The organism is Paraburkholderia sp. JHI2823, assembly GCF_038900695.1.
Lineage (GTDB): Bacteria > Pseudomonadota > Gammaproteobacteria > Burkholderiales > Burkholderiaceae > Paraburkholderia > Paraburkholderia mimosarum.
Map to the genome: position 1 here is coordinate 93,211 of NZ_JAYMRY010000015.1, position 24,329 is coordinate 117,539.

At 66.1% G+C, this 24,329-nt stretch carries 22 protein-coding genes and 1 pseudogene; 11 read left to right on the forward strand and 12 right to left on the reverse strand.

All coding sequences use genetic code 11. The features are described 5' to 3' along the window. Nucleotides 1-120 precede the first annotated feature (120 nt). Entirely contained in the window at nt 121-603 is a 483-nt protein-coding gene (locus VSR34_RS18185) for a Crp/Fnr family transcriptional regulator (protein WP_052408465.1), read from the forward strand. 275 nt (nt 604-878) lie between these two features. Further along, a pseudogene (locus VSR34_RS18190) lies at nt 879-1,046 on the forward strand (methyl-accepting chemotaxis protein); the annotation flags it as partial. 151 nt (nt 1,047-1,197) lie between these two features. Here the strand turns inward: VSR34_RS18190 and VSR34_RS18195 are convergent. Continuing rightward, nucleotides 1,198-1,833 carry a LysE family translocator gene (locus VSR34_RS18195; RefSeq protein ID WP_028213900.1) on the reverse strand — a complete coding sequence of 212 codons (636 nt, stop codon included), beginning with the start codon at nt 1,831-1,833 and terminating at the stop codon, nt 1,198-1,200. Nucleotides 1,834-2,200: 367 nt separating this feature from the next. Here VSR34_RS18195 and VSR34_RS18200 point away from each other — a divergent pair, with 367 nt between their 5' ends. Next, nucleotides 2,201-2,425: a hypothetical protein gene (locus VSR34_RS18200; protein WP_028213901.1), complete on the forward strand. Its 225-nt coding sequence runs from the start codon at nt 2,201-2,203 to the stop codon at nt 2,423-2,425. 324 nt (nt 2,426-2,749) lie between these two features. Here the strand turns inward: VSR34_RS18200 and VSR34_RS18205 are convergent, their stop codons facing one another. Then, complete coding sequence (locus tag VSR34_RS18205) at nt 2,750-3,616, reverse strand: aldo/keto reductase family oxidoreductase (RefSeq protein ID WP_028231032.1); 867 nt, start codon at nt 3,614-3,616, stop codon at nt 2,750-2,752. A 130-nt stretch (nt 3,617-3,746) separates the two neighbouring features. Between VSR34_RS18205 and VSR34_RS18210 the strand changes: the two genes are divergently transcribed. Further along, complete coding sequence (locus tag VSR34_RS18210) at nt 3,747-4,670, forward strand: LysR substrate-binding domain-containing protein (protein WP_342963134.1); 924 nt, start codon at nt 3,747-3,749, stop codon at nt 4,668-4,670. A gap of 32 nt (nt 4,671-4,702) precedes the next feature. Here the strand turns inward: VSR34_RS18210 and VSR34_RS18215 are convergent, their stop codons facing one another. After that, on the reverse strand, nt 4,703-5,212 hold the full coding sequence (locus tag VSR34_RS18215; protein WP_272945669.1) for a GAF domain-containing protein: 510 nt from the start codon (nt 5,210-5,212) through the stop codon (nt 4,703-4,705). Between the two features lie 290 nt (nt 5,213-5,502). Between VSR34_RS18215 and VSR34_RS18220 the strand changes: the two genes are divergently transcribed. Both VSR34_RS18220 and VSR34_RS18225 read left to right on the forward strand, forming a co-directional pair. Continuing rightward, on the forward strand, nt 5,503-6,582 hold the full coding sequence (locus tag VSR34_RS18220) for a tartrate dehydrogenase (protein WP_342963135.1): 1,080 nt from the start codon (nt 5,503-5,505) through the stop codon (nt 6,580-6,582). A gap of 5 nt (nt 6,583-6,587) precedes the next feature. Further along, nucleotides 6,588-7,550: a LysR substrate-binding domain-containing protein gene (locus tag VSR34_RS18225; protein WP_042289793.1), complete on the forward strand. Its 963-nt coding sequence runs from the start codon at nt 6,588-6,590 to the stop codon at nt 7,548-7,550. Nucleotides 7,551-7,612: 62 nt separating this feature from the next. Here the strand turns inward: VSR34_RS18225 and VSR34_RS18230 are convergent, their stop codons facing one another. Further along, complete coding sequence (locus tag VSR34_RS18230; RefSeq protein WP_342963163.1) at nt 7,613-7,882, reverse strand: hypothetical protein; 270 nt, start codon at nt 7,880-7,882, stop codon at nt 7,613-7,615. 143 nt (nt 7,883-8,025) lie between these two features. Between VSR34_RS18230 and VSR34_RS18235 the strand changes: the two genes are divergently transcribed. Both VSR34_RS18235 and VSR34_RS18240 read left to right on the forward strand, forming a co-directional pair. Further along, a complete protein-coding gene (locus tag VSR34_RS18235) occupies nt 8,026-8,643 on the forward strand; it encodes an HAD family phosphatase (RefSeq protein ID WP_342963136.1) in 618 nt (205 codons plus the stop codon). Nucleotides 8,644-8,783: 140 nt separating this feature from the next. Beyond that, a complete protein-coding gene (locus VSR34_RS18240; RefSeq protein ID WP_342963137.1) occupies nt 8,784-9,461 on the forward strand; it encodes a DUF4410 domain-containing protein in 678 nt (225 codons plus the stop codon). Between the two features lie 25 nt (nt 9,462-9,486). On the opposite strand, the gene VSR34_RS18245 is transcribed toward VSR34_RS18240, so the two are convergent. The 4 genes from VSR34_RS18245 to VSR34_RS18260 form a co-directional block, all read right to left on the reverse strand. Further along, entirely contained in the window at nt 9,487-10,191 is a 705-nt protein-coding gene (locus tag VSR34_RS18245; protein WP_028212795.1) for a glutathione S-transferase N-terminal domain-containing protein, read from the reverse strand. 119 nt (nt 10,192-10,310) lie between these two features. Further along, complete coding sequence (locus VSR34_RS18250; protein ID WP_342963138.1) at nt 10,311-10,622, reverse strand: cupin domain-containing protein; 312 nt, start codon at nt 10,620-10,622, stop codon at nt 10,311-10,313. 158 nt (nt 10,623-10,780) lie between these two features. Then, a complete protein-coding gene (locus VSR34_RS18255; RefSeq protein ID WP_028212793.1) occupies nt 10,781-11,503 on the reverse strand; it encodes a dienelactone hydrolase family protein in 723 nt (240 codons plus the stop codon). Nucleotides 11,504-11,588: 85 nt separating this feature from the next. Continuing rightward, nucleotides 11,589-12,008, reverse strand: coding sequence for a secondary thiamine-phosphate synthase enzyme YjbQ (locus VSR34_RS18260; RefSeq protein ID WP_028212792.1), 420 nt, complete (start codon nt 12,006-12,008; stop codon nt 11,589-11,591). Between the two features lie 322 nt (nt 12,009-12,330). Here VSR34_RS18260 and VSR34_RS18265 point away from each other — a divergent pair, with 322 nt between their 5' ends. Then, a complete protein-coding gene (locus VSR34_RS18265; protein WP_028212791.1) occupies nt 12,331-12,981 on the forward strand; it encodes an oxygen-insensitive NAD(P)H-dependent nitroreductase NfsB in 651 nt (216 codons plus the stop codon). Nucleotides 12,982-13,003: 22 nt separating this feature from the next. Then, complete coding sequence (locus VSR34_RS18270) at nt 13,004-13,459, forward strand: PACE efflux transporter (protein WP_028212790.1); 456 nt, start codon at nt 13,004-13,006, stop codon at nt 13,457-13,459. Nucleotides 13,460-13,472: 13 nt separating this feature from the next. On the opposite strand, the gene VSR34_RS18275 is transcribed toward VSR34_RS18270, so the two are convergent. From VSR34_RS18275 to VSR34_RS18290, 4 genes are read right to left on the reverse strand one after another with little or no spacing between them, the layout of a single operon-like run. Next, complete coding sequence (locus VSR34_RS18275) at nt 13,473-15,053, reverse strand: efflux transporter outer membrane subunit (protein ID WP_051390963.1); 1,581 nt, start codon at nt 15,051-15,053, stop codon at nt 13,473-13,475. Nucleotides 15,054-15,085: 32 nt separating this feature from the next. Next, nucleotides 15,086-18,409 carry an efflux RND transporter permease subunit gene (locus VSR34_RS18280; protein ID WP_342963139.1) on the reverse strand — a complete coding sequence of 1,108 codons (3,324 nt, stop codon included), beginning with the start codon at nt 18,407-18,409 and terminating at the stop codon, nt 15,086-15,088. Next, nucleotides 18,406-21,537, reverse strand: coding sequence for an efflux RND transporter permease subunit (locus tag VSR34_RS18285; protein ID WP_342963140.1), 3,132 nt, complete (start codon nt 21,535-21,537; stop codon nt 18,406-18,408). Before VSR34_RS18285 ends, VSR34_RS18280 begins: the two co-directional genes overlap by 4 nt. Before the next feature lie 18 nt (nt 21,538-21,555). Then, complete coding sequence (locus VSR34_RS18290; RefSeq protein WP_342963141.1) at nt 21,556-22,881, reverse strand: efflux RND transporter periplasmic adaptor subunit; 1,326 nt, start codon at nt 22,879-22,881, stop codon at nt 21,556-21,558. Between the two features lie 513 nt (nt 22,882-23,394). Between VSR34_RS18290 and VSR34_RS18295 the strand changes: the two genes are divergently transcribed. After that, nucleotides 23,395-24,174, forward strand: a complete 780-nt coding sequence (locus VSR34_RS18295; protein WP_028212787.1) for an ABC transporter substrate-binding protein — start codon at nt 23,395-23,397, stop codon at nt 24,172-24,174. Nucleotides 24,175-24,329 lie beyond the last annotated feature (155 nt).

Consider the following 24,329-nt stretch of genomic DNA (forward strand, 5'->3'; position numbering starts at 1 on the left):
CCCTGTCACTCTTTCGCACCTGATAGAAGCTGCCACTGGGCTTCCCGTTTGAGCCGTTCGTCGTCAGGACACGCAGTCGGCGCATTTCGGCGTCGAGCCGACATTCATGCCGGCGAGCCGATGGCGGCCTGGCCGGCTATCTATCCGCCCCTCGCTGAAAGTGACTACGGAATTGTCGAAGGACGGTTGAAAGCGTCGAACGTGCGCAGCGACGGCAAAGAAGCCATTCTGTCGATCCTGGAGCCCGGCACCTGGTTCGGAGAGATGTCCGCCATTACCGGATGGCCGTATGCTCACGACGTCATTGCGCTAGAGACCGCGCAGATCGTGAGGCTGCCGCTGGAGGCGTTCCACTCGCGCATGCAGAGCGCCGCATTTGCGAAGTCGATTGCCGAGTTGCTGGCTCAACATACGGGTCTTCTTTACCAGATGCTCGAGGAGGCGACGCTGTATTCCACGCGCGCAAGGATCGCTCGTCGTCTCATGCACCTCGCGCGCGGCGATGCCACCCTCGCTGTCGGTAACCGGTCGAAAATCCAGGTGTCACAAGACACGCTTGCAATGATGCTTGGCATTTCTCGTCAGACTCTCTCTCGAACTTAAGGAAATGGCATCGAAGGGCGCGCTCGCTTTGTGCTACGGCCATGTCGAAATTGTCTCAATGGACGTCAAGTCATTTGATGAGTAATTCGAAGCAAGCTTGACTGCGCCATACTGGACTCGCTCCGCCGAGCGAACGCCTGGCGGTTCGAGCCTTACACGCTTGATGCGAGCCGCGCACATTGACCTGCATAGTCAGAGGGTAAAGGCAGCGAGCGGTGGTCTCCGTCAAGGAGACGCACTCCGCCATCGGAGTCGACGTTCGGTTACGGAAGCGGAGTATCGCGTTTCAGACCAACATCCTCGCGCTGAACGCTGCAGTCGAAGCCGCGCGCGCGGGTGGGCAGGGACGCGGCTTCGCAGTTGTCGCATCCGAAGTGCGATTGCTCGCGCAGCGCTCTTCGTCGGCATCGAAAGAGATCCGTGATCTCATACAGGACTCCGTCACACCGGAGGTCTCTCTCGGATAGGCAAAGCGTTGGAATCCGCTGCCGGACCGTGCCACCAAATTAATCTGGCCTTGGATAATCGCCCTGACCTTCGGGCTCAATTCGCTAATCGGTTTGTTCTGAAGCGATGCGTCGAACGGATAGCCTCCTATTCGCGCAGCAAGGCCATCATCGCGCCGAAGCCCACGAACACGCCGCCCGTTACGCGATTGAACGCTTTCGCCACGCGCCGGCTCTTGAGCGTTGCGCCGATGCGCGTGCCGAACCCGGCGTAGACGAGATACCAGCTCACCTCGCAAACGGCGAAAGTCGCGACGAGCACCCCGAACTGCGGCAGCACGGGGCGGCTTGCGTCGATGAACTGAGGCAGGAGCGCGGCGGCGAAGAGAATCGCCTTCGGGTTGCTGCCGCCGACGAAAAAGCCGTTGCGATAAAGCGCGAGCGGCGAGCGCACGGGGCGTGCGGCCACGCGCTCCGCCACATCGGCGGCGGCTTCCGGCACCGGTGCGAACCATGCCTTGATGCCCAGATAGACGAGGTACGCCGCCCCGATGAAGCGCAGCGCGTTGAACATCGTCGGCCAGGCTTGCAGGAACACGCCGAGCCCTGCAGCCGAGACGGCCAGCATCGACACGAGCGCGGAAAGGCACCCGGCCATGGTCGCGCTCGTGCGGCGCAGTCCGTACTGCGCGCCATGCGACATGATGAGCAACATATTGGGGCCAGGGATGGCGCAGACGACGAAGACAGTGACGAGAAAAAGCCACCAGGTATGCAGACTCATTGCGGCAATGAATGAACGAGGACAGGGGAATGCGATTATGCCAGCGGACGAAAGAGCCAGGCGGCACGCACGGGCGGAAAGGGAACCGCGGCGGGATAAAAGAAAAGCCCGCAACGATGGCGGGCTTGAACCATGCCAGTTGGAGACATGGAGGAGACAAACCCATTATAGTCAAACGATTGATGCAGAGCAAAAAATCTTCACCGGCTCAATCGTCAACTCCGTCAGATTAATGAGTTTGTGATTGCTGGCGCCATCGCACAGGCACACAATGAGGCGGCAGCGCGCGCTCCATCGAAGGCGCGGCGCATGGGAGGCGAGCCCTCGCCTCGTCAGCCCGGAGCTGAGTTCAACTGGAGGGATGAAAATGGGCATTCTGGACAAAGTGGGTGAAATCGCCGGTGCGGTGGCCGCCGTGGAAGGCGCCGAGAAGCTCGACCCGAACGCGGGCTTCCTGACGAAAGCGGCTGCCGCCGTCGCTGGCTTCGAAGGGGCGAAAGCGGTCGAGGAGCTAGTCGAGAAGAAGGAAGAGGAAAAGCCCGCCGAAGACAACACCGCGCAGCCCGCGGATGGGTCGGATCAGCAGACGTGAAGGACTCGCGGAGCGCATGGCGCGTTCCGCTAAATACGTCGCTTGATACGTCGCTTGATACGTGATTGGCAGTCCTTATCCGCGAAAGCCGCAGCAAACCAGCTGCGGCTTTCTCATTTGGACGTGACGTTTGCCTTTCCGCTCAAGGGCCGGATCGACGGTGGCATCGCGCGATTGTGAAACCAGGCGCGGCGATACACACGCCGTTCCGGCGCGCGGCGGCCCAGCGCCGACCATCAGGGCGCCGCGCCGGCGGAGGTGGCCTGGCCACGCGTCGCCCGAGGGGGGGCGTGCTGGCCGATTCCGCCGCAGCCTGCGGTGCTGTCACCGCCCGATTGCGTCGAGTGCGGCGAGCACGTCGTCGGCGAGTTCGAGCTGCGCGGCCGCCACGTTCTCGCGCAAGTGCGCCACCGACGAGGTGCCCGGGATCAGCAGGATGTTGGGCGAGCGCCGCAGCAGCCACGCGAGCGCGAGCGCCATCGGCGTGACGCCAAGGCGGCCGGAGAGCGACGAAAGCGCCGCCGACTGGATCGGCGTAAAACCGCCCAGCGGAAAGAACGGCACGTAGGCGATGCCCTGCGCGGCCAGCGTGTCGATGAGCGCGTCGTCGTCGCGGTGCACGAGGTTGTAGTGGTTCTGCACGCAGACGATGGGCACGATGCGCCGTGCCGCCGCGATTTGCGCGGCAGTGGCGTTCGACAGGCCGACCTCGCGCACGAGGCCGCGCTCGCGCAGTGCGGCCAGCGTCTCGACCTGCTTTTCCACCGGCCCTTCGGATGGCTTGTGGACGTCGCCCATGATGCGCAGGTTCACCACGTCGAGTACGTCGAGGCCCAGGTTGCGCAGGTTGTCGTGCACGGCGCGCTCGATGTCGGCCGGTTCCAGCGCGGGCAGCCACGCGCCCTTGTCGTCGCGCACGGCGCCCACCTTCGTGACGATCGTGAGGTTTGGCGCATAAGGGTGCAGCGCCTCGCGGATGATCTGATTCGTCACGTGCGGGCCGTAGAAGTCGCTCGTGTCGATGTGATCGACGCCTAGCGCGAGCGCCTCGCGCAGCACGGCGACAGCCGCCGCCCGGTCTTTCGGCGGCCCGAACACCCCCGGGCCGGCCAGCTGCATGGCGCCGTAGCCCATGCGGTTCACCTGGCGGCCAGCCAGCTCATAGGTGCTCGTGGGTTTGCGATTCGGCATTGCGTTCTCCTCGGAAAAGCGAATGCACGCAGTATGGGCGCGTCCGAATTGTCCGATAATCCCGTCTGATCAGAACAGGCTGTGCATGATTTCGAACAATGCATTCGAGCAGTAAAGGGGCGCAGAGACGATGGAAATGAATGACCTGGCCGCTTTCGTTTCGGTGGCGCGAGCGGGTGGTTTTCGCGACGCCGCGCGCGCGGGCGGCGTGTCGGCGTCGAGCCTGAGCACGGCGGTGCGGCGGCTCGAGGCGAAGCTCGGGCTGCGCCTGCTGAACCGCACGACGCGCAGCGTCGCGCCGACCGAGGCTGGGCAGCGCCTGCTCGAGTCCATCGCGCCGCTCTTCAGCGAGATGGAAGCGGCGCTCGACGTGCTCAACGGCTACCGCGAAAAGCCCGCGGGCACGCTCAAGCTCAACGTGCCCGCGAGCGCGGCGCGCACCATCCTGCCGGGCGTGCTCGCGCCGTTCCATCGCGCGTATCCCGAGATCCGCGTGGAAGTGGTGGTGGAGGACGGTTTCGTCGATGTGCTGCAGATCGGCTGCGACGCCGGCATCCGTTACGACGAGCGGCTCGAGCAGGACATGATCGCGATCCCCATCGGGCCGCGCGTGGAACGCTTTGCGACGGCGGCCGCGCCCGCGTATCTCGCGGCGCGCGGACGGCCACAACATCCGCGCGAACTGCTCGGGCATGCCTGCCTGCGCGTGCAGTTCGCGGGCGGCGCCATGCCGCTGTGGCACTTCGAGCGCGACGGCGAGCTGTTGCGCCTCGATCCGCCCGCGCCGCTCGTCGTGCGCCCCGGCGCCGCGCTCGATCTGCTGATCGCCATGGCGCTCGACGGCATCGGCATCGTGCACCTGTATGAGGAGATGCTGCTGCCGCATATCGAGCGTGGCGCGCTCGTGCCAGTGCTAGACGGCTGGGCGATGTCGTTTCCCGGGCCGTTTCTCTACTATCCGGGACGGCGGCACTTGCCTGCGCCGCTGCGAGCGTTCGTCGACTTCGTCAAGGCGCAATCGGCCGACGCCGACAGCGGTGATTCGGCATCCTGAATGATGGCGTGCGCGTGGCTGGAAGCCTCGCGTTATCCGCGCTTCAACCCGTATTCGACGAAGGTGCGGCACAGCAATTCCATGCCTTTTGCGTCCTCTTCGTCGAAGCGCGCGAGATGCGGGCTGTCGACGTCCCATACGCCGATCAGCTCGCCGTCCGGCGTCACGAGCGGCACGACGATTTCCGAGCGCGAAGCCGAGTCGCAGGCGATATGGCCGGGAAACGCGTGGACGTCGGGCACGACCTGGGTTCGCAGCGTGGCGGCCGCCGTGCCGCATACGCCTTTGCCGAGCGCAATGCGCACACACGCCGGCTTGCCCTGAAACGGCCCGACCACGAGTTCGGTGCCGTCGAACGAATAAAAGCCCGCCCAGTTCAGGCCTTCGAGCGAGTGGAACACGAGGGAAGCGAAGTTGGCCGCGTTCGCGATGGCGTCGCTTTCCCCTTCGATCAGCGAGCGTGCCTGAGCGGCGAGCGTTTCGTAGAGGGCGGGTTTGTCGGTGGGAAGCGTGTCGGAGAGCGAGAACATAAGTCGGTCGATCAGGGAATGCGCCGGGCAGGAGGACGGCGCGGTGGGCCAGCCGTGAGTTTATGCGAGATCGGGGATGGCGGGGGCCGCTTCGTCTGGCTGGCTGCGCTTGCGTCGCATGCATGGACTGGGGCGCGCACTCATGGGATTATTCACGTTTCGTGTCGAATCGATCCACGCTCGCGGGCGTGGTGGCGGCCGGGTTTTCAGGCATGCTGGCGCTCATGAGGCGTGGGGCGGCTATGGGTAAAGGGCGGCCCGCGCCGCCGATCGAGCAACCGCAGAGCAATGGAGAACGAGACATGAGCAAGACATTCAGAATCGCAGCGATTCCCGGCGACGGCATTGGCCAGGAAGTGATGCCCGAGGGCGTACGCGTCGTCGAGGCCGCAGCCGCGAAATTCGGCCTGAGCCTCGAATTCACGCATTTCGACTGGGCCAGCTGCGATTACTACCTGCAGCACGGCAAGATGATGCCCGACGACTGGTTCGCCACGCTCAAGGGTTTCGACGCGATCTATTTCGGCGCGGTGGGCTGGCCCGACAAGGTGCCCGACCATATTTCGCTGTGGGGCTCGCTCCTGAAATTCCGCCGCGATTTCGACCAGTACGTGAACCTGCGCCCGGTGCGTCTCTTGCCGGGCGTTCCGTGTCCGCTCGCCAACCGCAAGCCCGGCGACATCGACTTTCTCGTGGTGCGCGAGAACACCGAGGGCGAGTACAGCTCGGTGGGCGGCAAGATGTTCGAAGGTACCGAGCGCGAGTTCGTGCTGCAGGAGTCAGTGTTCACGCGCCACGGCGTGGACCGCATTCTCAAGTACGCGTTCGAGCTGGCGAACCAGCGCGGGCGCAAGAAGCTCACGGCGGCGACGAAGTCCAACGGCATCTCGATCAGCATGCCGTACTGGGACGAGCGCGTGGCCGCGATGGGCGAGGCGTATCCCGACGTGAAGTGGGACAAGCAGCACATCGACATTCTCTGCGCGCGCTTCGTGCTGCAACCCGATCGCTTCGACGTGGTCGTGGCCTCGAACCTCTTCGGCGACATCCTTTCGGATCTCGGTCCTGCGTGCACGGGCACGATCGGTCTCGCGGCGTCGGCGAACCTGAACCCCGAGCGCAAGTTCCCGTCGCTGTTCGAGCCGGTGCACGGCTCCGCGCCCGACATCTTCGGCAAGAAGATCGCCAACCCCATCGCGATGATCTGGTCGGGCGCGATGATGCTCGACTTCCTCGGCAACGGCGATGCGCAATACCAGGCTGCGCACGACGCGATCATGCGGGCCATCGAGAAGGTGCTCGTGGAAGGCCCGCGCACGCCCGACATGGGCGGCACGGCGAACACGACGGAACTCGGCGTCGCCGTGGCAGCCGCTCTGTGACGAACATGCCGGACACCCCGAAAGCGCCGAAATCCGCGGCATCGCCCGAACTCGACGATCTGCGCGTGTTCTGCATGGTCGCGCGCAAGGCGAGCTTCAGCGCGGCGGCCGAGGCGCTTTCGGCCTCGCCGGCTTATGTGAGCAAGCGCGTGGGCGTGCTCGAGGCGCGCCTCGGCACGCGTCTGCTGCACCGCTCGACGCGGCGCGTCGCCATGACCGAGGCGGGCGAGCGCGTCTACGCATCGGCGGGCAAGATCCTCGACGACATCGAGCGGCTCGTGGAAGACGTCTCCACGACGCGGCGCATCCCGCGCGGCACGCTGCGCGTGTCGAGCAGCTTCGGCTTTGGGCGCAACTTCGTCGCGCCCGCGCTCGCGGGTCTGTCCGAGCGCTATCCGCAACTGAGCGTGCGGCTCGAGCTGTTCGACCGGCTCGTGGACGTGGCGGGTGAGGGTTTCGACCTGGACGTGCGCATCGGCGACGAGATCGCCGGCCATCTGATCGCGCGGCGTCTCGCCACGAACTACCGCGTGCTATGCGCGGCGCCCGCGTATCTCGCGCGGCGCGGCGCGCCGCAGGAGGTCGCCGATCTTGCCGGGCATGCGTGTCTCGCGATCAAGGAGCGCGATCATCCGCTCGGCGTATGGCGCCTCTATGCGCATGGCGAAGCGGTGTCCGTGAAGGTGGCGGGGCCGCTCTCGACCAATCACGGCGAGGTGGCGGTGCAATGGGCGCTGGCGGGGCGCGGCATCGTGCTGCGCTCGATGTGGGATGTCGCGCCGCTGCTGGAGAGCGGACGGCTGCAGCGCGTGCTGCCCGGCGTCACGCAGCCGGCCAACGTCTGGGCCGTGTATCCGGCGCGGCTCGCGCAGTCGGCGAAAGTGCGCGTGTGCGTGAATCATCTGGAGGAAACGTTCGCGCGCATCGGCATTGCCGCGCCTGCGAACGAGGACGGAAGCGAGCGCTGATCCGAACCTGAACGAGGGCGGGCCTGAGCGGCCCGCATTTCCTTGCGTTCAGCGCGAAGGCGTCAGTCGTTGTCGGGGCTGTCGGGGCGCTCGAGTGCCTTGCGCTCGCGCCGCTCCTCGTTGCCGCGCCGGGCGCGCATGCGCTGGCGCGAAAGTACCGTGATGATTTGTCCGGTGGTGGCGTCGGCGGGGATTTCGTTGCGGATCACGTTCGCCACCATGGGCAGCCCCTTGCGCTGGCGGCGCAGCGCCTGCGCGATCGCCTGGCGGCACGCTGGCCCGTGGCAATCCCATTCGTCGCGCTGTTTTCCGCAGTAACGGCAGGTTTCCATGCGGTCCAGTTTACCCGGATTCGCATGATGGTTTCGGGGCATGATCGCGGCGCGCCGCTCGTGCGCCGCTCGTGCGCCGGTCGCTGCGTGGCGGCGGTATGATCTGCGGCAGACAGTTGGACCTTTCGTGACGGGAGCGGCAGATGGCGGCGATCGGCGTGGTGCTGTTCGACATGGAAGGCGTGCTGTCCCACTACGACCGCGACGCGCGCGTGGCGAGCCTCGCGGCCGCCACCGGCGCGCCGCCCGCGACCGTGCGCCACGCGATCTGGGGCTCGGGGCTCGAAGCGCGCGCCGACGCGGGCGAACTCGACCCCGACGCCTACCTGCAAGCGCTCGGCGCCATGCTCGGCTGCGAGGTGGATCGCGAGTTGTGGCTCGCCTCGCGGCGCGCCTCGATCACGCCGAACGAGGCGGCGCTCGCGCTGGCGCAGCGTGTGGCCGAGCGTTGCCGCATCGCCGTGCTCACCAACAACAGCTCGCTCGTCACACATCATCTCGACTATCTGAACCCGCCGGTCGCCCGGCTTTTCGGTTCGCAGATCTATTCATCGGCGGCGTACGGCGCGATCAAGCCGGCGGCGCAGACTTACCTTGGCTGTGTCGCGCACATCGGCGCGCGGCCGCAGGAAACGCTCTTTATCGACGACAGCGAAGCAAACGTGACGGGCGCGCTCGACGCGGGCCTGCAAGCGTGCCGCTTTGTCGATGCCGACGCGCTCGCGCGCGATCTCGCGCGGCTCGGACTAATCGATGGTTGATGCAGTCGTGCTGTTCTCGGGCAATTTCGATTCGCACGCCTGAACGAACTGCGATTGCACTCGATGCAGCGGAAGACCGTTGACCGCCAAAACGCCGTGGCACGCGTGAACGGACTTCCGGCGAATATACGGAGCTTGCGATGAAAATGCGCTGGAACTGGAGCCTGCTCGCGACGCTATGGCTGTGCGCCTTGACGCCGCTCGCCTCGGCGCAACCGTTGGGTGCTTCCGGGGCGCCGGGCGCGCCGCTCGTTTATGTGACGGATTTCGAACTGGAACCGGGCAGCGTGAAGCTGGATACGAATCCGGTGGAGAACGCGCGGCAGCACGCGGGCGGACTGCTTCCGAGGCCGTTCCAGCGCCACCGGGATCCGCAGCAGAAGGCGGACGAAATCGTCACCAAAATGGCCGATGCGCTGGTGAACGATCTGCGCGCGAAGGGCCTCGATGCGCGGCGCCTCGCGAACGGCGCGCCGCTGCCCGCGCAGGGCTGGCTGGTACGTGGCGTGTTCCTGAGCGTGGACGAAGGCAACAGCATGCGGCGCGCGGTGGTGGGCTTCGGCGCGGGCGCGAGCCAGATCGAGCTGGCCGTCGCCGTCGACGATCTCGCTGGCCAGGCGCCGCAGCCGCTCTATCAGGTGATCGACAGCGCGTCCAGCCACGCAAAGCCGGGCGCGGGTGCGGCCATTGCGTTGAACCCTTATGTGGCGGCGGCAAAGTTCGTGCTCGCTCGCGCCGACGACCGCAAGAACGTCGACCGCGCGGCGGCCGAGGTGGCCGACGCGGTCGCGGCGCGCGTGGGCGCGCCGCAGCATTGACGCGCTCCCGTGCGCCGTGCGCGCGTCAGCCGCGCGCCGGAATGTTGAGCCCGCGCTCGACCGCCGGCCGCGCGAGAAACGCTTTCAGCACGCGTGCGACGTTCTTGAAGTCGCCGTAGCCCACGAGATCGCCGGCCTCGTAGAAGCCAACAAGGTTGCGCACCCAACCAAATGTCGCGATGTCGGCGATGGTGTAGTCGTCGCCCATGATCCACTGGCGCCCTTCAAGACGCTGGTCGAGCACGCCGAGAAGGCGCCGCGACTCCGCGACATAACGATCGCGCGGGCGCTTGTCCTCGTATTCCTTGCCGGCGAACTTGTGGAAGAAGCCCACCTGCCCGAACATCGGGCCGATGCCGCCCATCTGGAACATGACCCACTGGATCGTCTCGTAGCGCGCCGCGCCTTCGCGGGCGAGGAACTTGCCGCACTTGTCGGCGAGATAGATGAGGATCGCACCCGACTCGAAGAGCGCGAGCGGCTCGCCGTCCGGGCCGTTCGGGTCGAGGATCGCGGGAATCTTGTTGTTGGGACTGATCGAGAGGAATTCGGGCGACATCTGGTCGTTCGTGTCGAAGCGCACCAGATGCGGCTCGTAGGCGAGGCCGCTTTCCTCCAGCATGATCGAGACCTTGACGCCGTTGGGCGTGGGCAGCGAGTAGAGCTGGATGCGCTCGGGATGTTGCGCGGGCCACTTTCGGGTGATGGGAAACGCGGAAAGGTCGTTCATGCAGGATCCTTGAAAGCCTTCAGGGCCGCGACGGCCGCGCCTGAAAGACGGGAACGGTAGCTGGCCGCCAAGTGTAGTGGAAACGGCGGCTGCCGTGTTTTGGGCCCGAGCGTCGACGCTTACACGCTCCCTTCGCGCTCCACGACGAGAATGCGCGCCTCGCCGCGCGGGTGGGCGACATGCTCGCAGCCCACGCCCGCGTAGAAGACGTCGCCGGCCTCCAGCACCGCGACCTGCTCCGTGCCGCCATCGCGATAGTGCATGTCGACCACGCCGTCGAGCACGGCGAACACTTCCTCGCCGTCGTTGACGTGCCACTTGTATGGCTGGTCGGTCCAGTGCAGGCGCACGGTGGTGCCGTTCATGCTGGCGATGTCGAGCGCGCCCCAGGGGCGGCTGGCGATGAAGGATTTCGAGCGGATGACTTTCATGGCTTGATGAGCTTGCCCGCGAGGTTGACGTCGTTCACGCTTCGCGAGGGCACGACGAGGACGAGGGCGCTGCAATGCAAAACGGCGTCCCCCGCGCAAGGTGGGGCGACGCCGATCCTGTGACGGCCCCGCGCGCGGGCGCGGGGCCGCGTCTCGCCTTAGCTCGCCGTGCGCTGCGGCCACAGCGTGCGGCCCCAGAACGTCAGCGAACGGTCCCAGGCGAGCTGCGCCCACACCGGGTCGTATTGCGTGATGGCAATGCGCGTCGGGCCCACGGCGGTCTCGTTCGCGAACGCGTGGTGGGCGAGATAGCGATGGAATTCAAAATCGACGTTGGCATCCTCGAGCTTCGTTTCGAGCGTCGCCACGGTCTCGATGCTGAAGGCCTGGTCCTGGGTCGCGAAGTGGCCGAGGATCGGCGCGGTGATCTTGCTCGCGTCGATGTATTCGAGCGGCGGGAAGCCGTACCACACCACGGCGCCCGCCAGGCCCGGGATCATGGTCGTCGCGAGCAGCGTGAGCGCGCCGCCCATGCAGTAGCCCGTCACACCCACGCGGTCCGTGAGCGTCTTCAGGTAGTTGACCGCGCCGAATACGTCCTGCGAGGCGGCATCCGCGAAGTCGAGGCCACTCATCAGATGGTGCGCCTCCTCCTGTTCGACCGTGCTCTTGCCGCGATAGAGATCGGGCACGAGCGCGAGATAGCCCGCCTGCGCGAGCCGGTCGGCCACGCCGCGAATCTGGTCGTTCAAGCCCCACCACTCCTGGATCACGACGATGGCGGGCGCGCCTTCGCTCTTTTCCGGCCTGGCGAGATAACCCTGGAGCGACTGGCCGTCAGGGCGGGTGAAGGAAATCATGGAACCGGCAGACTGTTTCATTTGGGGCAACCCTCGGTGAGCTGGTTGAACGAAAGCCGTAGCATAGCGCTTGCCTGCGGGATTTGCGTGGATGCGCGAACCGCGCTCATTCGCCGATCAGATGCAGGACGACATCGCGCGTGTGCGCCGCGCGCCGATGCTCGAACAGATAGATGCCCTGCCAGGTGCCCAGCACGGGATGGCCTTGCTCGACCGGAATCGAGAGCTGCGTGTGCGTGAGCGCCGTGCGCAGGTGCGCGGGCATATCGTCGGCGCCTTCGGTGTCGTGCTCGTAGCGCTGGGCGTCTTCGGGCGCGATCGCTTCGAAGTAGCGTTCGAGGTCGCGGCGCACCGAGGGATCGGCGTTCTCCTGGATCAGCAGCGAGGCCGACGTGTGGCGGCAAAAGAGCGTGAGCAGGCCGGTGGCGATGCGCTGCTCGCGCACGAACGCGCGCACCTGGGCGCTGATGTCGACGAGCCCGCGCGTGCGCGTGCTGACGTGCAGATGATGGATGGCCTGACGCATGGTCGATTCTCCAGGGCGGGCCGCGTTGCGCGGAAAGGGGGCGGCGAGGTGCGGCCGGCGAGGTGCGGCCGGCTAGGTGCGGCCGGCTAGGTGCGGCCGACTAGGTGCGGCCGACCAGGTGCGGCCGACCAGGTGCGGTCCGCCCCGCGCCGCGGCAGCGTACCAGCATAGCGCAGGCAAGCAGGGCGCGCAGGGCGTTCCCGCCGCCGGCGCACCCGTGCCGTGCCGCGTGCTGGTACGATGTCGGCCTTGCCGGACTTCGATGCCGACGGCGGCTAACCGCCGCCAGCAAACCGGCCATGGACACGATGGAGAAAACGACTTGAATCTCACCCGCTTCGCGAAAGCCCGCCACGCCACGAAGGCGTTCGACCCCGCCCGCAAGATTCCTGCCGCCGTCATCGAAGAGCTCAAGGAGCTGATCCGCTTCAGCCCCTCTTCAGTGAATTCGCAGCCGTGGCACTTCGTGCTGGCCGAAAGCGATGCCGCGCGTGCGCGCATTGCCAAGGGCATGGAAGGTTTCGCGTACAACGAACCGAAGGTGACGCGCGCCTCGCACGTGCTGGTGCTGTGCGTGCGCACCGACATGAACGAAGCCCACCTCGCGCAAGTGCTGGCCCAGGAAGAGGCGGACGGCCGTTTCGCCAACGCCGAAGCGAAGGCGGGCCAGGAAAAGACGCGTTCGTTCTACGTGAACCTGCATCGCGAGCGCAAGGACCTGCCGGCGTGGATGGAAAAGCAGGCGTATCTCGCGCTCGGCACGCTGCTGATCGGCGCGTCGACGCTCGAAATCGACGCCTGCCCGATGGAAGGTTTCGATGTCGATGCGCTCGACGCGGAGCTGGGCCTGCGCGAGCAGGGCCTCACCGCGCTCGTGGTGATCGGCCTCGGCTATCGCAGCGCCGACGACTTCAACGCGAAACTGCCCAAGTCGCGTCTGCCCGCGGCTGCGGTGTTCACCGAGCTGGGCTGATTCTCGCAGGGAGCGCCAGCCCATGCAGGGCATCAAACGCCGGATCGTGTATCTCACGCTGTTCGAGGGCATTGCGATCGTCATCACCGGCACGAGCTTCGCCACGCTCTCGGGCAGCGGCATGGATCGTGCCGGCGCCGCTGCGGTGTTTTCGTCGCTGATCGCGGTGGGCTGGAACTTCGTCTACAACCTGTTGTTCGAGCGCTGGGAAGCGCGTCAGGCGAAGCGCGGCCGCGGCGTCGCGCGCCGCATTGCGCATGCCGTGGGCTTCGAGGGCGGGCTCGTATTGTTCCTCGTCCCGCTGATCGCGTTCACGCTGCGCGTGTCGCTGCTAGAGGCGCTCGGATTGGACATCGGCCTGACGGTGTTCTTTCTCGTCTATACCTACGTGTACAACCTGATCTTCGATACCGTGTTCGGGCTACCGGCCTCCGCCATGCCGCTCGCTTCCGGGCCGGAATCGAAACCGCGAGCGTAGGCCGGGCCGCAGGTCAAGGACTGGCGGCGGCGCCCTGCGCGCGGCTGGCCTCCACGCTCGCCGGGGCGCCCATGCTTGCGCCGGCCGCCGCCGCTTCGGAGGCAGGCGCGACCGCACGCGACGGATGCTGCGCGTCGTGCAGCGCGCCGGACCACCCGCCGCCCAGGTCGCCGATCAGCGAGGCGGTGTCGAGCAGCCGCTGCTGCTGCACGTTGAGCGCGCTCTGCTCATTGGTCAGCTGCGTGGCGAGGGCCGTCGCGACCGTCGTGTAGTCCACCGTTCCCGCCTCGTATTCGTTCTGCGCGATCTGGGCGCCGCGCGTCGCGTCGCGCACCGCGGCGTCGAGCACCTCGGCCTGCTGCGCGAGAATGCGCAGCGCCGAGAGATCGTTCTCCACCCCCTGGAACGCCGTCAGCACCGTGCCGCGATAGTGTGCCACGGCTGCGTCGTAGCTCGCGCGCGCGGCCGCCACCTGGCCGCTGCGCTGGCCGCCGTCGAAGATCGTCTGCGTCGCGCTCGCGCCGAGCGACCACACGTAGTTGCTCATATGCAGGAGGCCCGAAATCGGCGACTGCGTGAAGCCGTCGAGCGCCGTGAGCGAGATCGTCGGATAGTAGGCGGCCACTGCCACGCCGATTGCCGCGTTGGCCGACGCCATCTGGCGCTCGGCGGTCGAGATGTCTGGGCGGCGCTGCAGCAGCGTGGAGGGTACGCCGGCGGGCACCGTGGGCAGCGCCGGCAGCTTCGTGCTATGCGGGATATCGACTTCCCCGGGGTTGCGACCCACCAGCACGGCGATGGCATGCTCGTACTGCGCCCGCGCCACGCCCAGTGCGATCAGGCTCGCGCGCGCGGATTCGAGCTGCGTGCGCGCGGAAATGAGGTCGGACGGTGGTACCGTTCCTGCCTGGTCCTGGTTGGCCACCACGCGCAGGAAGTCCGTGTACGCCTGCACCGTATGCGTGAGCAGGTCGATGTCGGCATCGGTGATGCGCAGGTTGATCACGGCGTTGGCGAGCGCGATCTGTTCGGACAACGTAGCGTTGGCGAGCGTCGCTTCGCTCGCCTGCGCCGTGGCCGACTGCTCTTCGACCTGGCGGCGCACCTGGCCCCAGAGGTCGATGTCCCAGCTCGCGTTGGCTTCGAGTGTGCCGCCATTGACGATGCGCGCGCCGCTCGGCGTGGAGGTGATGCTGCTCACGCTGCTGAGCGTGCCGGTGGAGGAGCGCTCGCGCGCGAGGGAGCCGGTCACGCCGATGACCGGAAAGAGGCTCGCGCGCGCCACGCGCACTTCGGCCAGCGCTTGCTGGTAATTCGCGTAGCTCTGCCGCACGGTCTGGTTCGACACCTGGACGAGCGGTTCCAGTTCATCGAGCAGCGGATCCTGGAAGGCGGTCCACCATTCGCCCTTGGGGCCCTGCGCGGCATCGGGCTCGGCCTGGGTCCAGCCGGGCAGCTCCTTCCAGGTGGCGGGCACCGCGACCTGGGGCCGATGGTAGTCCGGCCCGACCATGCAGCCCGCGAGCAGCAGCGCGGCGGAAAGTGGCGCGAGCGGCACGCGCGAGCGCGTGCTTGCGGCGGCGGGAACGAGCATTCGCGTGAGCGATCGGGTAAGGCGTGTCTTCATCATGATGCGCTCTCATCGGCCTGACGATTCCACGGCAGGCGCGCGGCCCAGCGCGCGAGGCGCGCGCGCAGGCGGTCGAGGAACAGGTAAATCACCGGCGTGGTGTACAGCGTGAAGAGCTGGCTCAGGATCAGGCCGCCCATCACCGTCACGCCGAGCGGCTGGCGCAGCGAGGCGCCCTGGCCGATGCCGATGGCGAGCGGCAGCGCGCCGAGCACGGCCGCGAAGGTCGTCATCATGATCGGGCGCAGGCGTACCACGGCGGCCTCGTGAATCGCGCTGCGCGCGTCCATGCCTTCGTTGCGTTGCAGCTGAATGGCGACATCGACCATCATGATGCCGTTCTTCTTCACGATGCCGATGAGCAGAATGATGCCGATCATCGCGATTACGGAGAACGGCGTGCCGAAGATCAGCATGGCAAGGATCGCGCCTATGCCGGCCGAAGGCAGCGTGGAGAGGATCGTGAGCGGGTGGATGGTGTTTTCGTAGAGCACGCCCAGCACGATATACACCACGGCGAGCGCGGCGAGAATGAGCAGCGGCACGGTGCCCATCGATTGCGCGTAGGCCTGCGCCGCGCCCGCGAACGCACCGTGGATCGAGGCAGGCATGCCGATGTCGCGTTTGGCCTGATCGATGATCCTGCCGGCGTCGGAGAGCGAGCCGCCCTTGGGCAGATTGAACGAAATCGTGCCCGCCACTTCCGTGCCCTGGTGATTGACCTGCGTGGCCGTGTGCCGCGTTTTCCAGTCCATGAGCGCCATGAGCGGCACCATGGTTTCGGCGGCCGTGCTGTCCGCGCTGCCGCTGGAGCTGCCGCCCTTGCTGTTCGCAATCGCGTTGTTCTGCTGGTTGGCCACGGCGTTGGCATTGCGCGTGTTGGTGTTGCTGCCTGTCGTGGTTGGGGGGGGCGGGGTGGTCACGGCCATGAAAGGCGTGACGCCCGAGATCACGCTTTGCGGCATCTGCGTTTGCGCGGCGCCGCTCGCGTTGCCCGCCGCGGTGCTCAGCCAGATCTGCTCGAACGATTGCGGAAACTGCCAGTATTGCGGCGCCACTTCCATGACGACGAAGTACTGGTTGATCGCGTTGTAGATGGTCGACACCGTCCGCTGGCCGAATGCGTCATAGAGCACGTTGTCGATCTGGTTCGGATCGAAGCCGAAGCGCTTGGCGGTCGTGCGCTGCACCGTCATGTAGGCCTCGAGACCATTTTGCTGCAGGTCCGAATTCACGTCCGTCATCTGGCCACGGTGCTTGTTCAGCTCGTCCACGAGGCGCGGCACCCAGGTGAAAAGGGCATTGGCGTCGTCGCTCGTGAGCGTGTACTGATATTCAGCCGCCGACTGACGCCCGCCGATCTGCAGGTCCTGCTGCGCCTGCATGAAAAGGCGTGCGCCGGAAACCCCATTGAGCTTGGGGCGCAGCCGGTTCACGACCTCGGTGGCCGAAAGGCGCCGCTCGTTGATCGGCTTCAGCTCGACGAACACCGTGGCCGTATTGAGCGCGCGCCCGCCCGTGAAGCCCGCCACGGACTGCACCGCAGGATCGGCCTTCACGATGGCCTGCAACTGGGCGAGCTTCTTCTCCATCGCCGTGAACGAAATGCTCTGGTCGGCGATGATCTGGCCGATCAGGATGCCCGTGTCCTGCTCGGGAAAAAACGTGCCGGAAAGCAGACGGGCAAGAAACACATTGCCGACCAGCAGCGCGAACAAAATGAAGATCGTGAGCCGCGCGTGATCGAGCGCGACGTCGAGTGTGCGCGAGTAGAACTGCTTGAAGCGCTCGAATTGCGCCTCGATCCATACGGCGGCGCGCGAAGGCTTGCGATGCAGCGCCTCGCGCTTGAGCACGTAGGCGCACATGGTGGGCGTGACCGTGAGCGAAATCACGAGCGAGATGAGGATCGCGATGGAGAGCGTCATCGCGAACTCGTGAAAGAGCAGGCCCACGATGCCGGGCATGAGCAGAATGGGCAGGAACACGGCAATCAGCGAAAGGCTCATGGAAAGCACCGTGAAGCCCACTTCGCCCGCGCCTTTGAGCGCCGCTTCCTTCGGCTCCATACCGGCTTCGAGGTGGCGCACGATGTTCTCGAGCACCACCACGGCGTCGTCCACGACGAAGCCGGTGCCGATGGTGAGCGCCATGAGCGAGAGATTGTCGATGCTGTAGCCGAGCAGGTACATCGGCCCGAAGGTGCCCACGATGGAAAGCGGCAGCGCCACGGCGGGAATTAGCGTGGCGCGCGGCGAGAGCAGGAACACGAACACCACGCCGATCACGAGCAGCACGGCAATGAAGAGCGTGCGCTCGGTGTCGGCCACGGAAGCGCGCACGGATTCGGAGCGGTCGATCGCCACGTTCACCTTGATCGTGGCGGGCAGCGCGGCTTCGATGAAGGGCAGGCGCGCCTGGATCTGCTGCACGGTCTTCACGACGTTGCTGCCCGGCATCGGGTAGACGATCACCAGCACGGACGACTGGCCGTTGTAGAGACCGGCGTTGCGGATGTTCTCGTTGGAGTCGATGACCGAAGCCACGTCGCCCAGGAACACGGGCGAGCCGTTGCGATAGGCGATCACGATGTCGCGGAACGGCGCGGCCTTGCTGATCTGGTCGTTCGAGAGCACCTGGTAGCGCTGGTTGCCCTGGTCGATATGGCCTTTCGCGCTGTTCGCATTGGCCGCGCCAATCGACGCGCGCACGTCTTCGAGGCCGATGCCGTAGCTGTTGAGCTTGCCTGGCTCCAGCTCCACGCGCACCGAGGGCAGTGCGCCGCCGCCGAGCGTGATCTGGCCCACCCCGTCCACCTGCGAGAGCTGCTGCATGATGACCGAATCGGCGGAATCGTAGAGCTGCGCCTTCGTGAGCGTTTCCGAGGTGAGCGCGAGCACCATGATCGGCGCGCTCGCGGGGTTGTACTGGCGGTAGGTCGGGTTGCTGCGCAGCGTGACGGGCAGGTCGGCGCGCGCGGCCTGGATCGCGGCTTCGACGTCGCGCGCCGCACCGTTGATGTCGCGCTTCAGGCCGAACACGACCACGATGATCGACGATCCCGTGTTGCTGATCGAGGTGAGCTGGCTCACGTCGGCAATGGTGCCGAGGCGGCGCTCGAGCGGCTCCGCCACGGTGGACGCCATGATGTCCGGGCTCGCGCCCGCCATGTTGGCCTGTACCACGATCACCGGATAGGCGATGTTGGGCAGCGGCGCCACCGGCAGCCGGAAAAAGGCGAGCATCCCCGAAATGAGGATCGCGATCGCGAGCAGCGAGGTCGCGACGGGCCGCCGGATGAAGAGCGCCGAGGGGTTCACGGCGTGCCCTCGGGCTCGGGCGGCGCGCCGCCGCGCTCGCTTTCAGGCTTGCGCTTGCGGCCGAAGCGCTCGGCGAGGCGGTCGAAGAACAGATAGATCACGGGCGTCGTGAAGAGCGTGAGCATCTGCGAGAGCGTGAGACCGCCGATGATCGCGAGGCCTAGCGGGCGGCGCAGTTCCGAGCCCGTGCCGCTGCCGAGCAGCATGGGCAGCGCGCCGAGCATGGCCGCGAGCGTGGTCATGAGGATGGGCCGGAAACGCAGGAGCGAGGCCTCGAAGATTGCCTCGCGCGGCGCTTTGCCTTGCACGCGTTCGGCTTCTAGCGCGAAGTCCACCATCATGATGGCGTTCTTCTTGACGATACCGATCAGCAGCACGATGCCGATGATGCCGATCACGTCCAGATCCTTGCCCGCGATCATCAGCGCGAGCAGCGCACCGATGCCGGCCGAGGGCAGCGTCGAGAGGATCGTGACCGGGTGCACATAGCTCTCGTAGAGCACGCCCAGCACGATATACACGGCCACGAGCGCTGCGATCAGCAAATAGCCCTCGCTGGTGAGCGAATCCTCGAACGCCTGCGCCGCGCCCTGGAACGACGAGGTGATCGAGGGCGGCAGGTTCACGGCGGCCTCGGCCCTGCGCACGTCGCGCACGGCCGCGGAAAGCGAGGCGCCGTCGGCGAGGTTGAAGGAGATCGTCACCGAGGGGAATTGCGCGAGGTGGCTGATCATGAGCGGCGAGCGCGTGATGCTGATCTTCGCGATGCCCTTGAGCGGCACCTGGCCCTCGCTGCTCGTCTGGCTCGGCAGATAGAGGTCGCCGAGCGACTCCACCGTGGGCAGCGCCTCGGGCTTCGCCACGAGAATCACGCGGTACTGGTCCGACTGCTGGAAGATGGTCGAAACGATGCGCTGGCCGAGCGCGTCGTAAAGCGCGTTGTCGATCGTCGCCGCCGTGATGCCGAAGCGCGCCGCGAGTTGCCGGTTCACTTCGATATTCACGGAAAGACCATCGGTGTTGAGATCGCTCGTGACATCGCGGATCGAGGAAATCTGCTTCATGCGCTCGACGAGCGCGGGCACGTACTGCTGGAACGCTTCCTGGCTCGGCCCGCGCAGCACGAAGTTGTACTGGTTGCGCGAAACCGTGGTGTCGAGCGTGAGATCCTGCTCGGGCTGCACGTAGAGGCGGACGCCCGGCACCTTCGCCACCGACTGCTGGATGCGCCGCCCGATTGCGTCCGCCGTTTCGGAGCGGTCGTCGTGCGGCTTCAGGTTGATGAGGAAGCGCCCGTTGTTGAGCGTGTTGTTGATGCCGTCGATGCCCACGTACGAGGTGAGCGAAACGACGTCGGGGTCCTTGAGGATTTCCTCCGCGAGCGCAGACTGGCGCCGCACCATCGCCTGGTAGGAGATGGAGTTGTCGGCCACGCTGATGCCCTGGAGCACACCCACGTCCTGCACGGGGAACAGACCCTTGGGAATGACCACATAGAGCAGGCCGGTGAGCACGACGGTCACCACGAAAACGATGAGCGTGAGCATCTGGTGATCGAGCACCCAGCGCAGGCCGCGCTCATAGGCGTTGAGCGTCTTGTTGAAGAGGCCTTCGCTGATGCGCTCGAAGCGGCTCGGGTGGCGCTCGGCCCGGGCGCGCAGGATGCGCGCGCACAGCATCGGCACGACGGTGAGCGAGACCACGGCGGAAAGCACGATGGTCACGGCGAGCGTGACGGCGAACTCGCTGAAGAGACGCCCGATCACGCCGCCCATGAAGAGCAGCGGAATCAGCACGGCAATGAGCGAGATCGTCAGCGAAAGAATCGTGAAGCCGATCTGGCCCGCGCCCTTGAGCGCCGCCTGCAAGGGTTTGTCGCCTTCCTCGAGATAACGCACGATGTTCTCGATCATCACGATCGAGTCGTCCACCACGAAGCCCGTGGCGATGATGAGCGCCATGAGCGAGAGGTTGTCGATCGAGTAGCCCAGCTCGTACATGATCGCGAGCGTGCCGATCAGCGAGACCGGCACCGAGATGCTCGGAATGATGGTGGCGGGCAGGTTGCGCAGAAACACGAAGATCACCGCCACGACGAGGGCCACGGCGAGCACCAGCTCGAAGGCGGCGTCGCTCACCGAGGCGCGGATCACGCCCACGCTGTTCGAGACCACCGTGACCTGCATGCCCGCGGGCAGCGCCGCTTCGAGCTGCGGCAACTGGCTCGTGATCTGGTTGACGGTCGCGATCACGTTCGCGCCCGGCTGGCGCTGCACGTTCAGCACGATCGCGGGCGTCTTGTTGTACCAGGCGCCGCGCTCCACGTCCTGAGCGGCGGTGGAAACGCGCGCCACGTCGCGCATGAACACGGGCGAGCCGTTCTGGTAGGCGATGACCGTATCTTCGTAGTCCTTTGGATCCGAAATCTGGTCGTTGGAATTGATCGTGTAGTTCAGCTCGGGGCCGTCGAAGTTGCCTTTCGGGTTGCTCACGTTGACGTTGGCGAGCAGCGTGCGCAGGTCGTCGAGATTGAGGCCGTAGGCGGCGAGCTTGCGCGGGTCCGCCTCCACGCGCACGGCGGGCACGTTGCCGCCCGCGGTGGTGACGAGGCCCACGCCCGGCACTTCGGAAATCTTGGTGGCGAGGCGGTTGTTGGCCGCGTCCTGCAACTGCGTGAGCGACATCGACTTCGACGTGATAGCCAGCGTGAGAATGGGCTGGTCGGCCGGGTTGACCTTGGCGTAGGTCGGCGGCGCGGGCAAGCCGCTCGGCAGGAAGCTGTTGGCCGCGTTGATGGCCTGCTGCACGTTCTGCTCGGCGATATCGAGGCTCAGCGACAAGTCGAATTGCAGTGTGATGATCGAAGCGCCCTCGGAGCTGTACGAGATCATCTGCTGCAGGCCGGGGATTTCGCCGAGTTGCACTTCGAGCGGCGCCGTGACCGTGGTCGCCATTACGTTCGGGCTCGCGCCCGGATAGAAGGTCTGCACCTGGATGGTGGGATAGTCAACCGCCGGCAGCGAGGAAACCGGCAGGAACTTCATCGCGACGAGGCCGATCAGCACCATCGCGATCATCAGGAGCGAAGTCGCCACCGGCCGCAGGATGAAGAGGCGCGAAATATTCATCGGCGCGGGGTCCGGGTCCTAGCCGGCCTGCGAGGCCGCGGCGCTCGCGTCGGAGGCGTTCGGCGCCGTGGCGCCTGGCGCGCTGGCCGTGCCGGGCGCATTGTCGTGATGCGGCGCGCTCCCGGCGCCTGCCGCGCCCGCGTGGGTGGCGGGCCTCGGCACCGCGGGCTGGATCTTCGCGCCGTCGTTGAGGCGGTCGAGGCCGTCGGTCACGACATGCTGGCCGGCCTGCAGGCCAGCGGCGATCACGGTGTAGCGGCCGTCGCTAGGCCCGAGCGTGACCTTGTGGACCGACACCGTGTTGTCGGCGTTCACGAGGTACACGTAGTCTCCCGGGGCACCGGTCTGCACCGCCGGCGTGGGCACGAGCACGGCGTTCCGGAGGGTGTCGACGAGCAGCTTGACGTTGACGAACTCGTTGGGAAAGAGCGCCTCGTCGTCGTTGGGCACGCTCGCGCGCAGCGTGACCGTCCCGGTGGCCGTGGCCATCTGGTTGCTGAGCGCGAAGAGCGTGCCGGTGGCGATCTGGCGCGTGTTGTCGCTGCTGTAGACGCTCACCGGCAGTTTCGCGCCCGCGTTGACGCGCTCCAGCACGCTGCCGAGCGCCGTTTGCGGAATGGCGAACTGCACGGTGGTGGGCTTCATCGTCGTGATGACGGCGATGCCGGTCGAGCTGGTCGACGTCACGTAGTTGCCCGGGTCGACGAGCCGCAGGCCCACCCGGCCCGACACCGGCGCGGTGATGCGGCAGTAGATGAGATCGAGTTCGAAGAGCCGCACGTTGGCCTTGTCGGCCTGCACCGCGGCTTCATACTGCATGACAAGAAACTTCTGGTCCGTGTAGGTCTGCTCGGCGATCGACTGCTTCTCTTTCAACTGCGTGTAGCGCGCGAGATCGGCGCGCGCCTGGGCAAGCAGCGCCTGGTCCTTGGCGAGCTGCGCGAGCGCCTGTTCCTTGCTGATCTCGTACTGGCGCGGATCGATCTGCGCAAGGAACTGCCCCTTCACGACGTCCTGGCCTTCCTTGTACCCCACCTCGGTGAGGTAGCCGCTGATTTGCGGCAGCACCGTGATCGTCGCGATGGGCGTGACGGTGCCGAGCGCGCTGAGCGTCACGGGCATGGGGCCGAGCGTCGCGGCGGCCACGGTGACGACCTGAGGCGCGGCGCCATGCTCGGGCTTCTTGTTGCGCACGACATGCACGATCACGAGCGCGATCAGCACGATCACCACGATGGCGAGAATGAGCGTGACGCGCCTGCGGCGCTTCGGCGGGAGCGGCGGCGGTGCAGCGGGCGGCGGGGGTGGCTCGGGCGAAGGTTGCGTCTGCGGGACGTCGCTCATGCCTGTCTCCGGGAGATCGAACCGCCGCGTGCGGTGGCGCGGCTCATGCACGAAAACGATGAAGACTGAAACCATGCCGGCGCGCACGGCGGCTGGGACGCCGCGCTATGCTGCCGGTGACTGTCGGGTCGCTGCATACGGATTCTCTTGATTGTTATGCCGTCGAAGCCGGGCGTTGCCGCGCAGCAAGGCCCGAGACTCGCAGTCTACCCAACTAAGTGCATCAATTTCGAAACGTTGGTGAATTGAAAGGTTTTCGCGTGTTACAGCGCGCGGCGCCGGTGATCCGCCGTTACACAGCGAAAGCCGCGAGAAAGGCACCCTGGCATTTATCCGTACGTAGTTTTGGAGACTCGACGCCCGGATTCTGACCTGATACCTTGCGCGGCGCAGATGCACCGCGACGTCGATCACGTTCGCGGGGCGACGCGACCGGACCGTCCGCGGCGCTAGTGAGCCGTCGCGGTGCGGACCGGGCTCACCACCCTATACCCAGAACCAAGGGGGAAACCCATGAAAAAGATGTTTGCAGCCGTGTCCGTCGCCTTGTTCGCCGCAACCGCCGCCTCCGGCGCGTTCGCGGCAGATACCATTCGATTCGGTGTCGATGCGAGCTATCCGCCGTTCGAATCGAAAGCGCCTGATGGCAAGCTGGTCGGCTTCGACATCGACCTCGGCAACGAGATCTGCCACCGTCTGGACGCGAAGTGCGTGTGGATCGAGAACGATTTCGACGGCATGATTCCGGCGCTGAAGGCGCGCAAGTTCGACGGCGTGCTCTCTTCCATGTCGATGACACCCGCGCGCGAAGAGCAGATCGCGTTCTCGGCGAAGCTGTTCAACACCCCCACGCGCCTCGTCGCGAAGACGGGCTCGGGCATCAAGCCGACTGCCGAATCGCTCAAGGGTAAGCGCGTCGGCGTCGAGCAGGGCACGATCCAGGAAGCCTATGCGAAGGCCCACTGGGCGACGGCCGGCGTCGAGGTGGTCCCGTACCAGAATCAGGACCAGGTCTATCAGGACCTGCTGGCCGGGCGTGTGGACGCGGCGCTGCAAGACGCCGTGCAGGCCGACATCGGCTTCCTGAAGACGCCGCGCGGCAAGGGCTTCAGCTTCGCTGGCGGCGATCTCGAGGACCCGGCGACGCTCGGCAGCGGTGCCGGCATCGGCCTGCGCAAGGAGGACACGGCGCTGAAGACGAAGATCGACGGTGCGATCGCCGGCATGATCAAGGACGGCACGTACAAGAAGATCGAGAAGAAGTACTTCGATTTCGACGTGTATGGGAAGTAAAGAGCAGTAACTGACGCGCACGGCGCGGGTGCGGATGACTCGCGCTCGCGTCGTGCCGCTGTCAATGCCGCCGTTGTGCCGCCGTTCTGCAATACATTGCAGAAATGCTTGTTTGCGTGCGAGCGCCTCACTGTCTAGATTGGAGGTGTTCAATG

Bases quoted from the DNA above. Each gene is read 5' to 3' on its own strand.
- VSR34_RS18255 (WP_028212793.1), bottom strand. From the start codon at position 11,503: ATGAAACAGTCTGCCGGTTCCATGATTTCCTTCACCCGCCCTGACGGC.
- VSR34_RS18205 (WP_028231032.1), bottom strand. From the start codon at position 3,616: ATGCCGAATCGCAAACCCACGAGCACCTATGAGCTGGCTGGCCGCCAG.
- VSR34_RS18250 (WP_342963138.1), bottom strand. From the start codon at position 10,622: ATGAAAGTCATCCGCTCGAAATCCTTCATCGCCAGCCGCCCCTGGGGC.
- VSR34_RS18185 (WP_052408465.1), top strand. From the start codon at position 121: ATGGCGGCCTGGCCGGCTATCTATCCGCCCCTCGCTGAAAGTGACTAC.
- VSR34_RS18270 (WP_028212790.1), top strand. From the start codon at position 13,004: ATGCAGGGCATCAAACGCCGGATCGTGTATCTCACGCTGTTCGAGGGC.
- VSR34_RS18225 (WP_042289793.1), top strand. From the start codon at position 6,588: ATGCCGGACACCCCGAAAGCGCCGAAATCCGCGGCATCGCCCGAACTC.
- VSR34_RS18220 (WP_342963135.1), top strand. From the start codon at position 5,503: ATGAGCAAGACATTCAGAATCGCAGCGATTCCCGGCGACGGCATTGGC.
- VSR34_RS18230 (WP_342963163.1), bottom strand. From the start codon at position 7,882: ATGGAAACCTGCCGTTACTGCGGAAAACAGCGCGACGAATGGGATTGC.
- VSR34_RS18290 (WP_342963141.1), bottom strand. From the start codon at position 22,881: ATGAGCGACGTCCCGCAGACGCAACCTTCGCCCGAGCCACCCCCGCCG.
- VSR34_RS18240 (WP_342963137.1), top strand. From the start codon at position 8,784: ATGAAAATGCGCTGGAACTGGAGCCTGCTCGCGACGCTATGGCTGTGC.
- VSR34_RS18210 (WP_342963134.1), top strand. From the start codon at position 3,747: ATGGAAATGAATGACCTGGCCGCTTTCGTTTCGGTGGCGCGAGCGGGT.
- VSR34_RS18195 (WP_028213900.1), bottom strand. From the start codon at position 1,833: ATGAGTCTGCATACCTGGTGGCTTTTTCTCGTCACTGTCTTCGTCGTC.
- VSR34_RS18235 (WP_342963136.1), top strand. From the start codon at position 8,026: ATGGCGGCGATCGGCGTGGTGCTGTTCGACATGGAAGGCGTGCTGTCC.
- VSR34_RS18200 (WP_028213901.1), top strand. From the start codon at position 2,201: ATGGGCATTCTGGACAAAGTGGGTGAAATCGCCGGTGCGGTGGCCGCC.
- VSR34_RS18295 (WP_028212787.1), top strand. From the start codon at position 23,395: ATGAAAAAGATGTTTGCAGCCGTGTCCGTCGCCTTGTTCGCCGCAACC.
- VSR34_RS18245 (WP_028212795.1), bottom strand. From the start codon at position 10,191: ATGAACGACCTTTCCGCGTTTCCCATCACCCGAAAGTGGCCCGCGCAA.
- VSR34_RS18285 (WP_342963140.1), bottom strand. From the start codon at position 21,537: ATGAATATTTCGCGCCTCTTCATCCTGCGGCCGGTGGCGACTTCGCTC.
- VSR34_RS18275 (WP_051390963.1), bottom strand. From the start codon at position 15,053: ATGCTCGTTCCCGCCGCCGCAAGCACGCGCTCGCGCGTGCCGCTCGCG.
- VSR34_RS18260 (WP_028212792.1), bottom strand. From the start codon at position 12,008: ATGCGTCAGGCCATCCATCATCTGCACGTCAGCACGCGCACGCGCGGG.